Source organism: Paenibacillus sp. 276b (assembly GCF_900107875.1).
Taxonomy (GTDB): domain Bacteria; phylum Bacillota; class Bacilli; order Paenibacillales; family Paenibacillaceae; genus Paenibacillus; species Paenibacillus marchantiae.
The window spans coordinates 204,929-217,486 of record NZ_FNRR01000001.1 but is presented as its reverse complement, the minus strand read 5'-3'; the positions used below and the strand labels follow the sequence as shown (position 1 = coordinate 217,486).

Genomic DNA, 12,558 nt, shown 5'->3' with positions numbered 1-12,558 from the left:
TTATTCGTTAAGTTTGAGTCCCTTCCATTCTTTCAATAGATCCAGTGTACGCTCACGATACTTCTCTCCTGCCTCCGGCTGATCCACCTGATGTTCATGCACATATGCGTTAAAGTAAGAGGAAAGTATGCGATAGGCAAGAAGGCGTGCCTGTCCCTTATCGGACATATCCTGTGGCCGGCCATAACCTTCATGAAAACCAGCTGATGATTCTGTCGATAAAATCGCCTCAAACGCCCTGTCCGCAAACATGGAACGATCCCCATCAATGATGGCGGCTATGTTTAGCTGCCCGTTCTCCTCATGAACAAGCACGTTGGCTTCCCACAGATCATTATGAACAAGAACCGGAACATTCACCTGATCAAATAAATCCTTATTGGTTATGAACATATCTGCGATTTCTTCTCCCACACCTGGCATATACCCGGCTTGTGAAGCTTTGAGTGCCGTCTCTTCTGCAAAAGAGTGTAGCACCTCGGACCAATGATCCGAGCCTTTAATCGTCCCATTCCCTTGCGGCCAGCCAAACGATGCACCCTCAATCTGATGCATGACAGCGGTATAAGCGCCGAGCTGATGATATAATTGCTCTTTATCTGACTCCGAAATCGATGGATGATCCAATTGCTTACTGGGTATAAACTCCATAAACATGTAGGTTCTCGGAATGATCAATCTGCTGTCATCACAGGCAATAATGTTTGGAGCAGGAATGCCTGCTTTACGGTAATATTCATAAACGACAGGTTCAGCAGACATCATTGTCCGTTCAAATGAAAATAACGGATCTCCAGCAGAGCCCAATGGCAATTCTACACGCTCTGGAGCCAAACGTAATATCACATCCGTGTACGACGCATGTTCAAGCTGAATTCGATACGTTGTATTAAAAAGTCCACCCTGCAACAGTGCAAAACTCTTCACAATGGTAGCGGTTCCAAAAGTATTCTCAACCAACTGATGTAGCATCTCTGCTGTAATGGTTTGGTGTAAACCTGATTTCGTTGTACTCATTTGATATAATCCCCTATCTTTATCTGTCGCTAGCAACTAAATGATACTACCATTTCTTTGTTAGAACCATACTTCCATGGCACGACAGTAGACAGTAGACAAACAGACGGCACCTTGCGGTACCGTCCTTCTGTTCATCCAATAAACATTACAGTTGAATTGTAAGCGAGCTAGCACCTGCTGCTGCCGTAACGACAACACCATTTGCACCAGACATTTGGGAACCACCCTCTACGCCGGATACACTCTCAATGCCACGCAGCACGAGATTCCATGGTTTGCCTGCACCTTCAGCACGAACTTCCAGAACAGAACCGTTACGTGATACGTTAACAACCAGCTCCTGCTCAGCACTTTGGTTTACAACCACCGCTTGAGCGGAGTTGCCGTCAGCCAGTTCGAACAAGTGAAGGGACACATTGTCCGCAAAGTCATAATCCGGTTTGCTATCCACAGCACCAACAGCAATCAGGCTGTTTGGCTTAACCATCATTGGCAGTGTTTTGAAGTCATGGTTTTCGCTTATCCAGCGTCCACCTTCAACTTTGGCACCTGTCAGATAGTTGGTCCATGTACCTTCAGGCAGGTAATAACGAACATCACCCTCCTTGTTGAAGATTGGAGCCACCAGAATCGAATCACCAAACATGTATTGTGTATCCAGGCTGTATGTTGTTGGATCCTCTGGGAAATCAAGCAGCATAGCGCGCATCATTGGAATACCTTTTACAGTCGACTCGACCGCAGAATTGTAAAGATACGGCATCAGGCTGATTTTGAGTTTGGTGAAGTCACGAACAACGTCCACGGATTCCTCGTCAAACAGCCAAGGCACACGATACGAAGTGCTTCCGTGTAGGCGGCTGTGAGAAGATAAAAGTCCGAATTGTACCCAGCGTTTGTATACGTCAGGGGTCGCTGTACTTTCAAAGCCGCTAATATCATGGCTCCAGAACCCGAAACCGGAAAGTCCAAGTGAGAGGCCGCCTCGAAGTGATTCAGCCATGGATTCATAAGTAGAAGAGCAATCTCCGCCCCAGTGAACCGGGAACTGTTGACCACCTGCTGTTGCAGAGCGTGCAAACAGGGCAGCTTCGTTTTTGCCAATCTTATCTTCGAGCAATTCAAATACAGCTTTGTTATAGAGCTGTGTATAATAGTTGTGCATTTTAACCGGATCAGAGCCATCGAAGTACACGACATCTGTCGGAATTCTTTCACCGAAGTCTGTTTTGAATGAATCAACACCTTGATCAAGCAGGACTTCCAGCTTGCTCTTATACCAATTAACAGCATCTGGGTTCGTGAAATCAACCAGTGCCATACCTGCTTGCCACAAATCCCATTGCCATACGCTGCCATCCGCTGTTTTTACCAGATAACCGTTCTCCATACCTTCATCGAACAAGTAGGATTTTTCTGCAATGTATGGATTGATCCACGCGCAGATTTTGAGTCCTTTTTCTTTCAGACGTGCAAGCATACCTTCCGGATCTGGGAACATCGCTTCATCCCATACGAAATCAGACCATTGGTATTCCTTCATCCAAAAGCAGTCAAAATGGAATACAGAAAGCGGAAGATCACGTTCAGCCATGCCATCTACGAAATGGTTAACCGTTGCTTCATCATAATCCGTAGTGAATGATGTTGTCAGCCACAGACCAAACGTCCATGCCGGTGGAAGCGCTGGTTTACCTGTTAATTTCGTATAATTATCAAGTACATCCTTTGGATTGTCCCCACCGATAATGAAGTATTCCAAAGTCTCGCCTTCTACGCTGAACTGCACTTTAGATACATTCTCAGATGCAATCTCATACGATACGCGTTCAGGATGATTTACAAATACGCCATATCCTTTATTGGACAAGTAGAAAGGAATGTTCTTATAGGACTGCTCACTGCTTGTACCGCCGTCCTCATTCCAAGTGTCCACCACTTGGCCATTCTTAACAAATGGTGTGAAGCGCTCACCAAGTCCGTAAACGTATTCACCAATGCCGAGATCAAGCTGCTCGCGGAAGTACGCTTCCTTACTTGGACCAGTAATATAACCAGCCGCTCTTTGACCGCTACCTGTAATCCGTTTTCCTCCATACAGGAAGCTGACGTCCCAACCGTTCGTTTTGTCGATTTGAACTTCCAGATTGCCGCTTTTCAAAACAGCGCCTTGTTCATTTTTCGAGATGTCTACTTTCACATCTTGATGGTTAAGCTCAAATTCAGGCCCTTTTTTCACTCTGCCCTTATGGTGATTCAAGGTTACGCGAATAACGTTAGGCATAGGGGAGCTGTATGTTGCTTTAAGTAATGTACCGTTCAACGTGTCGCCTTTGGTACGAATATATTTAGTAGCCGCATGTACGGTTAAAGAATCCTCTTTTTGCACAATATCACGAATGTCAGTCGGGTTTTGAACGTGGTACCCTTCACGAGTCATCCAGAATCCATCAGTAAATTTCATGTTTTCTTTCCCCCTTCGGTTATACTATAATAATATTGACATTAATAACGAATTTCTTCTCATATTTTGACCAAATATATCACGATTCTGATATTTCATATCCGATTCTTTATAAACACCACCAATCTATGGGAACGTTTACATTAATAATGATGCAAAAGGAGATTCTCATATGGAACGTGAACGATTACGGGAAGACCGGATTCACGGCAATGCCATGTATCCCGTCAGTGTGTACCCGGATATTCAACAATTGAATGGCGACAGCATTCTCGATTGCCATTGGCATGACGAGATGGAGTTCACCATGGTGACTCAGGGCAGTGCTGTTTTTCAAATTGATATGAATACGGTAGAGGTTCAGGCGGGAGAAGCCATCTTTATTAATCGGGGGGAAATTCACGCAGGCTACCTTAAAGGCGATGTCCCCTGTGTTTTTTCATCCATTGTATTTAATCCGGAGCTGTTAGGCAGTCGGACGTTTGATGCCGTACAGGAGAAGTTCATTGGCCCGCTAGTGCACAAAACAGTTCTTCCCCCTTACCATATCCAAACCGATGAAGCGTGGGGGCAAGAAATCATTTTTCATTTGAAACGAATTTTCGCCGATCATGCCGCTGGCACACCAACCTGCGAGATGACAACCAAAGCTTACCTCTATTTAATATTTGCACAAATGTTTGAACATATGAGACCTGCTGCACTCAAAGGGACCGTTCCGTCAGGCAGCCACGATAAAGTGGAGCGCCTGAAATCAGTGCTAAGCTATATTCACAATCGTTACCCCGAACCACTCAAGTTAAAAGAACTGGCAGATGAGGCCAACATGAGCGAAGGACATTTTTGCCGCTTTTTCAAACAGATGGTGCAGAAAAGTCCGGTCGACTATATCAACTATTATCGTATCCAACAGGCCTGTGTTCAGCTTGAGAATACCGATCACAAAATTGTGGATATTGCCATGGACGTCGGGTTTGAGCATTTGAGCTATTTCATTACAACATTCAAGAAACACAAGAACATTACCCCGTCCCAATATCGCAAAATGTTTTATGAGAAAGTGGCGATGGAACCTGCACTGGTCTAAGCTTAAACTCCTATCCGGTGCGGCACTCAGCACATTGAATTGACGATTGTTCAATGCTCTCCACTTATATTTCAGATAGAAGATGCAAAGAAGGTGCTACAGCCTGTTCGGCCGTAAGCACCTTCTTTATCATTCTGATGAATGGAATTCCATTTTACTTTTTTAATGTTTCCCATGAGCTATACTCATGCACCGAGAATCCGTTAAAGGACGAGTGCACACTTGCCATTTTCTCGACCAGCTTAAGCTGTGCTTCCATATACGATGTACCCTCTTCATAAAAGGTAATAAAATCGCCTTCCTTGCTTTGCTTGGTCTCCACGGCGATCGATACCGTTTTACCCAAAAGTGACGCTTCCTCAAGCTCATCCTTCGCTACATTATAGATGGCCGTAGCGGTATCCCGGTAAGCCATAATGGTAATCGAGTCAAACTTGCGGATCATCCAGCTGCTTACATTCATCGTGGAACCCGGAATTTTATAACCATCCAGCCAGAAAGGCAGGTCAGCGGCAACAGGCATCTTCATCCGTGCGGCTCGATCGACAATGTATTGAACGTTCCCCTGCCACTGCGTAATCACACTGGCTTGATTGGTTTTCCACTCTGGATGTACATGAGGTTCAATGTCCAAATGGATGCCGGCAAACTTCTCATTGGGCTCTACTTGATTTTGATACGCTTCAACCCAGTCCAGAAAATCTGCAATTTGATCCCGGCTCTCCGTCAGTCCCCAAGCAGGTCTTCCATCCATAACGTCCACGGCAATATTTTTCTCTCTGGCCTTACGAATGAAATCCGTATAGTACGGAAGCTTTACATCCCGATTCATTTGTAGGTAGATCGTATTGATTTTGTTCGTTGTGGCAAACTTCAGCACTAGCTGAGGGTTACTTTGAATCTGCGTCGTGTCCCATACCCAGGTTGCTCTTACGGTTCCCTGTACCGTTCCATGGATGGTTTCATAACTGTCGACTGAGCCAAGTGCAGTGGCCTTGCAAACATAAGTATTCCCTACAAACAGCATGAAACAACTAATTAACAAGATGAATTGGTATCTTCTTTTGCTTTTCATATTTGTACACTCCCTTTGATGTTATGCAGCTCTATCGTGCAAATCTCGATGAAATTCTGTCGTTTTATATTCATTCATTAGATACGATTTCGATGTACGACTATTTACATTGCTTTTATATGCAACATCATCTCTTAGACTCACGACGAAAGAATCATATAACATTATTTCGGGTATTCACACTTCTGTATTTATAGTTCTAAAGTCTCATTTATGAAAAGATTTTTAATTTAAGCCTAATTCCACCCTAACATGGGTCATTTTTTGCATATGTACAACAGACGACTCAAGACCTAGTAAGCGTTTTCCTCTGAAAATAAAAAAAGGCCGCCCAAAGGCGACCTACACTTCTCTTCCCATTTCAAGGAAGAATGGATACGCTATTATTCATTAATTACCAGCTGGAGCAGCCGGTGTATTCTCCACCATCTCATCAAACAGGGATACCAGCTCAATGCCTTCTGCCGAAATGCGTACCAGTCCTTTATCAGACAAGCGCAATTCCGGAATAACAACAAGTGCCAGCAGAGATAGCGTCATAAACGCATTATTTAACGTACAGCCCGCAGACTGTAACGCTTCACTGACAGCCGCAGATTGAGCTGCTACCACTTCAAAAGATTCCGTGGACATCAAGCCTGCAATGCGCAGCGGGAATTCAGTCACACCAGAGGCAGTCACGACAGCTACGCCGCCCTGCATTCCAATGACCCGGTTGCCCGCTTCAGCCATCAATGCGTCATCATTCCCGATAATGAGCAGATTGTGGCTGTCATGCGCAACGGTCATCGCAATGGCCGCAGGACCTGTGAAGCCTATGCCCCCAACAAGAGCAACGGCGCGATTGCCCGTTTGTTTGTGACGCTCCAGCACTGCAATTTTGCAGATTTCACCTGATGTTGAAACGACGACATTGCCATGTTCTACCGTGACATTAACATGCTTCTCCTTGGTATCCACATGATTCTCCGTCACATGAATGACTTTCGCTCCAATCGTACCTTCGGTAATCGGCGCAGACAGCTCCATATCCTTCGGCCGGATGTTGGCTTCCAGTTTCACGGTGTTCAGCGCCTCTTCCGGATATGTGAAGCTGTCCCAGACCGCTGTCATTTTGCCGTTCTCTGCCACGATATGCCCTGCGGCAATCGTCATGCCTACACGGACATCAGCCAAGCGTCCATCCAGCAAAATAATGTCGGCGATATTCCCCGGAATAACCGCACCAATATCGCGTGCTACACCGAAACGTTCAGCCGTATTAATCGTTGCCATCTGGAAAGCGGTAACCGGCTTCACTCCTTGAGAAATGGCCAAACGCACAACAAAGTCCATATGGCCTTCTTTGAGCAGCGATTCCGAACTCCGGTCATCAGTCACCAGCATCATGCGACGTGTATCCAGGCCAAGCTCTGTACAGGCTTTGATCGTTTCCGCAACGTCATGCCAAGCAGAGCCCTGACGCATTTTGGCGTACATGCCAAGCCGCAGGCGTTCCACTACATCTTCCTTCGTAACACATTCATGATCCCCCGTAACGCCGCTTGCTGCGTAGGCTGGCAGACGCCAGTCATCCGCTGCCCAGGTGAAGTGACCGTCTGCCACCTTGCCCGCTCGGAGCGTCGCCTGAATCTCACCGATCATCGTCTCGTCCCCGTACACGACCCCAGGGAAGTTCATCACTTCACCGAGACCAATCATATCCGGACCCCAGGAGAGGGCTTCCGCCACTTCTTCCGGTCCAATATAAGCGCCTGTTGTCTCCAGTCCAGGATGTGTGGAAGGAACACAGGAAGCCACCTGCATATAAGCAGCCATTGGCGTCGTCCGTGCTTCATCCAGCATCAATCGCAGACCTTTGAGTCCAAGCACATTGGAGATCTCATGCGGGTCAAAGAACCCTCCCGTTGTACCGGAAGGTAGAACGGCTCTCGCAAACTCCGTTACTTTCATTTGTGTACTTTCAATGTGACAGTGCCCATCCAGCAATCCGGGAGCAATGTATTTGCCTTCAGCCTCAATGATGCGTGTATTCTCTCCAATGGTATGGCTTACATCTTTACCAACATATGCAATCCGGGCTCCCTGTACCGCTACAGACATGCCCGGCAAAATTTCACCCGAAACCACATTAACCAGCGTTCCGCCCCGAATGACCAAGGTAGCAGGCAAGTCTCCCCGTGCTGTTGCCACCAGATCCGGTACGCAATCCGCCATTAATGGGCGTTCAAAAGATGGTGTGTTCATGTTGCTGCCTCCTTCATTAAATAAACGATCCAAAAAAAAATAGATTGTTACGATTATATGAGTCTCGCCGTCATGTGTAAAGAAAATTCACACCTATTGTACATGAACACAAAGGATGGATCATTTTTTATCCATGAAACCTAATCCGCCTGATCTCATGTCAGAAGAGATGAAATTACTATGTCCAATTATGTCCAGTGTTCTACTCCATACTTCTCACACCAAAGACCATCCCCATGGAGCTTCTTATTCCCCACATCATATTCCGCAATACACAGAAAGACTCCCGTCCCATCGAACGGAAGCCTTCTTCATGAACCTGAAAGACGAAGTCAATCGGCCTGAGCCGCAGATACCTTGCCCATATCATACAATTCCTCGGACTGGGATGTAATAAATGGGCTCGGTTTACCCATGCAATAGACATGCAGTAAATGCATTGCACGGGTACATGCCGTATAGAACAGCTTACGTTCATGTTCCTGCGCATATTGTGATGCAGATCCGTCATAGATCAGAACGGCATCAAACTCCACACCTTTGGCCAGATACGCCGGGATGACATGAACACCCCGTTCAAAGGCAAGTGTTGTTTTCTTGATCAGTTTCGGTGCCGCAGGCAGTACTTTGCTTAACGCCTCATGAATGTCCTTGCTCTCTTCCGCGGTTTTGCAGATGACCGCAACTGATTCATACCCTTCCTGAATCAGATGCTTGAGATCGGCTGTAATAACATCCAGATGCTCCTGTTCATTGGAAGAAACGATCACTTTCGGCTTCTCCCCGCCTCGGTTAAATGGAACGATCTCTTCTCCACCGGGAACCATGCCGCGTGTAAACTCCACGATCTCCTGTGTTGAACGATAACTTCTCGTCAGCTCGATCACTTCCGTATTTTCCGGTCCATACAGGTTAGTCAGCGGTCCCGTACCACTCAATACCGAAGAGTGAGCATAGATAGCTTGATTAAAATCTCCAAGTGCGGTGATTTTCGATCTCGGGAACAATCTTTTCATAAAGGCCAGCTGGAAGGCAGAGTAATCCTGCGCCTCGTCTATGATCACATGGCGGATATTGGAGTTAATATGGAAACCAAGCAGCAACTCACGCAGATACAAATAAGGTGTGATATCCTCATAGGCCAGCTCCTGTACTTTCAGTCTGCGAAGTGTCATCTCACTAATCTCTTCCCAATGTGAAGGCAGTTCTTCCTCTCCCAACAGGCGAACCATCTGGGCCCGGTCGTTGAATAAGTGCGCGTACAGTTGACGGACATCGACAAAACGTAGCGATTTGATCCATTTGCGTAAAGGCTTGAGCCGATCACTGACCACCATCCGGGCAAGGATCTCCCGTTCCTGCTGGAAATCATCGAACGTGTCCGCCTTCCCTTTTTGCTTTCGCTTGAGGCGCTGATAGGCCCGCTGCAGATCTTCCGGCTCCATTAGATCCATTTGTTGATCTACCCAAGGGGCTTCCAATTCACCTTTGCCAAAGGCCGATAACTCTTTCAGCATCCAGTCCCGCAGGATTTCCAATCGATTCACCAGTTTGACGGATGGCCCGAAGCTATAGAATTTCTCTGCCATGGCCTCAGCTGTAACCACAGCCCGTCCCTGGAAACGAACCGGCTTGAACTTCATGCCTTCCGACATCATGCTGTCCTTATAACGCGTTATCACCTTCAGGAAAGATTCGGATGACTTGAATCGAATGCCGGACATGCGTGCTTCATACTGAGGATCTTCTGTTCCGGTCAGTACATATTCAAGCTCAATGAATGGGTCTTCCAGCTGATATTCACGACCCAGACGGCGTTCCAGATACTCCTGGAAGGTCGTTTGCAGCATATTTTCCTCCCCAAGCTCAGGTAGTACGGTAGAAACATAACTGTTGAACATTGGGTTTGGCGAAAAAAGGACCATCTGATCCGCTTGCAGATGCTCGCGGTATTTATAGAGAAGATACGCCACACGCTGGAGTGCAGCGGATGTTTTACCACTGCCAGCAGCTCCCTGAACGATCAGCATGCGAGTCCGGTCATTACGGATAATCCGATTCTGCTCCTTCTGGATGGTCGCCACAATGCTTTTCATCTGTGCATCCGAGGTTCGACTGAGAACGGCCTGTAACAGTTCGTCCCCAATCGTAACTCCGGTGTCGAACATAAAACGGATACGTCCGTCCCGAATAACAAACTGCCGCTTCATCTCAATATCGCCACGGATCTCACCACTCGGTGTATGATACGTGACCGGACCTGGCGCACCATCGTAATACAGGTTCGATATGGGTGCACGCCAGTCATAGACAAGAAAGGATTCCTCCTTCTCATCCAGCAATGATGCGATCCCTAGATAGATTCGCTCTGCATTTGGATAGCCACTTTCCTTAAAATCAATGCGTCCAAAATACGGTGAATGATGCAGCCGTTTCATTTTGTCTAGCGCTGCTGCCGTATTCAGATGACTGCGCTCCCGATCCGATAGAACCTGTGATTGCTGCCTCATACTGGTGGAGGTCTCACCCACGTCATCCGCTTCGCTGAAGTTCATGGTGACTTCGTCCCAGAAATCTTTTCTCATCCCCACAACTTCGTCCCTGAAGGAACCTACCTCTTTTTCTAGGATGTCGATTTTCCGATCGATCTGTTCTGTTACAATGTTGACCCGCTGTTGCTCCTCGCTCCATTGCTGGTCTGTACTCATATATTAATACGCCCCTCTTTCCCCGGATTGTGTCCTCAAAAGCCCATTTGACAAGCCCGAAAAGGCTATGGTATAATTAATTAGAAAGTAAACATTTTTATTTTATGTTAATTAGTTCTAATTTTCTGAAAACCATTTTTTATTGTACCAGTGACAACGTCCCGATGCAAGCGGAGGCGTTTTTTGTTGTCTTCATTCTATTATTACCCTCAAATTGGTTGAATATAGAACGCTCCTATACTATTGTCGTAATTCTTCAATGGTCTCTCTCCAGCGTGTGATGGCCCCAGACTCATCTTTTAACTGAAATGTTATCCCTGAAGTAATCTCCGCATAAGGTGCATGATCTACACGAACGTTTAACACCTGAGCCTCGAAACGATCTCTCGGATGCACAGCTGCCATGAGTTGTGGCAGTGAAGTCACATCCAGACGAATAGATAACAAGCATTGCTGATGGACAGCAATCAAGGTAGCCTTGCCTGTTCGACTCATATTCATACTTGTCTGTGTTCCCGGCCATAAAGCCAGTCTCAGCAGGTTGGGCGTGACGGCAATAACTTCCCCCATACTGATCATCGCCTGATGTGTCCAGCCATCTTCGGACACAGTCAGTAATTGCATCGCTTCGTGCTGCTTCTGCTCCAGATCCTGTCCATTGAACCACTGCGTCCATTTAGGGTCAAGCTGTGTTAAATTCATACGTATCTACCTCGGTTCGATTGAGTTGGTTGCGCAAGGTTTGCGCTATGTATGCAAAACAACCCGGACATGCTGTCCGGGCTGGTTGTGGTTCCATTGTATATGATGAAACCACATCACCGCAAACCGTATTACCATGTTTACGGCCATTTAAGCCAATTCAGAATTTTATCCTGTGACTCCTTGTCTTCACTGGCACTATGCACATGTTCGGCAAGCCGGTTCAATCGTTCCAGCTGATAGCCATAGTCATAGATCGCGGCAGCTACGATGGACAGTCTCAGCATCCCTTCCTGATCAATATCAAACTGGGAAATGGCCTGCTCCATGAAGCGATCATTATCCAAAATGAACTGTGCCGCCTCTTCCCCGTTCGGTTTCAGCTTATCCTCGAATTTGAGCAGCGCATGTTCATGGAATTTGATGACAAGCTCCAGATGTGTATCAAAGAACTGATCCATTTCCGGTGTTCGCGATGCCTGGAAATAATGGCGTTCTACCGAATCCAGCACATCGAATCCTTTTTGCAGACTCAGCAGCATCTGTTTGTATACGACCATCTGCCGGGTCTCGCTGAATTTGGAACGTTTCATCTTCTTCTGTTCTTCTTCAAACAAATTATATTTATCTGACAAAGATTTAATGGAACCGCCCAGATTATTTTTCTCATCCCGGAACACCACTTCCTTAATCTCATCCGAGATCGATGTCCGCAGCAGCAGTGACATGCCACTGAACACACTCTGAATCTGTTTCACGAACTGAATCTTCGGCTTGGGTGGAAATACGGTAATATTAATAAGAAAAGCAGATACAATGCCGACAAGTGTCAGCAGGAAACGGTTCAATGCAAAATGCCAGTCACCCGACGCTTCCATAATTGATACAACGGTTACCAGCGTCAGGCCAACCGTTTCGCCCATATTCAATTTAAGACAAATCATAATAACCAGCACAATAATTAACCCGACGGCGATGGGCTCATTGGACAGCACCATGCCTCCCAGCAGAGCCACAATTGCCCCAAGTGTGGTGGTCTGCAGCTGATCCAGGAAATACTTCCAGGAACGATAAATGGATGGCTGCATCGCAAAGATGGCCGCAATTGCGGCGGGAACGGGGGATTGCGGGTTCAGGAACATGCTGCTAAGGTACAGGGCCAGCGTGACCGCAATCCCTGTCTTAAGTACACGTGCACCAAATGACATGGTGACCCCTCCTCTTTTTCGAAACTGATTTCATTCGTTGGATGATC

Annotated in this window: 8 protein-coding genes; 1 reads left to right on the top strand and 7 read right to left on the bottom strand. The window is 46.6% G+C overall.

The window, feature by feature from the left end; all coding sequences use genetic code 11:
- Positions 1-1,017, bottom strand: a complete 1,017-nt coding sequence (locus BLV50_RS00920) for a phosphotransferase family protein (protein ID WP_090805292.1) — start codon at positions 1,015-1,017, stop codon at positions 1-3.
- A gap of 148 nt (positions 1,018-1,165) precedes the next feature.
- The gene (gene yicI / locus BLV50_RS00915; RefSeq protein ID WP_090805290.1) at positions 1,166-3,484 is read right to left on the bottom strand and encodes an alpha-xylosidase; all 2,319 of its coding nucleotides are present in this window, start codon (positions 3,482-3,484) and stop codon (positions 1,166-1,168) included.
- A 172-nt stretch (positions 3,485-3,656) separates the two neighbouring features.
- On the opposite strand from yicI, the gene BLV50_RS00910 reads away from it, so the two are divergent.
- Positions 3,657-4,571, top strand: a complete 915-nt coding sequence (locus tag BLV50_RS00910) for an AraC family transcriptional regulator (protein ID WP_090805287.1) — start codon at positions 3,657-3,659, stop codon at positions 4,569-4,571.
- Positions 4,572-4,725: 154 nt separating this feature from the next.
- Here the strand turns inward: BLV50_RS00910 and BLV50_RS00905 are convergent, their stop codons facing one another.
- From BLV50_RS00905 to BLV50_RS00885, 5 genes are all read right to left on the bottom strand, one after another.
- Complete coding sequence (locus BLV50_RS00905; RefSeq protein ID WP_090805285.1) at positions 4,726-5,646, bottom strand: hypothetical protein; 921 nt, start codon at positions 5,644-5,646, stop codon at positions 4,726-4,728.
- Between the two features lie 390 nt (positions 5,647-6,036).
- On the bottom strand, positions 6,037-7,893 hold the full coding sequence (locus BLV50_RS00900; protein ID WP_072732345.1) for an adenine deaminase: 1,857 nt from the start codon (positions 7,891-7,893) through the stop codon (positions 6,037-6,039).
- A gap of 332 nt (positions 7,894-8,225) precedes the next feature.
- Positions 8,226-10,601, bottom strand: a complete 2,376-nt coding sequence (helD, locus tag BLV50_RS00895) for an RNA polymerase recycling motor HelD (RefSeq protein WP_090805282.1) — start codon at positions 10,599-10,601, stop codon at positions 8,226-8,228.
- A 240-nt stretch (positions 10,602-10,841) separates the two neighbouring features.
- Entirely contained in the window at positions 10,842-11,303 is a 462-nt protein-coding gene (locus BLV50_RS00890; protein WP_090805280.1) for a hypothetical protein, read from the bottom strand.
- Between the two features lie 140 nt (positions 11,304-11,443).
- Entirely contained in the window at positions 11,444-12,511 is a 1,068-nt protein-coding gene (locus BLV50_RS00885; protein ID WP_064639143.1) for an FUSC family protein, read from the bottom strand.
- Positions 12,512-12,558: the final 47 nt, after the last annotated feature.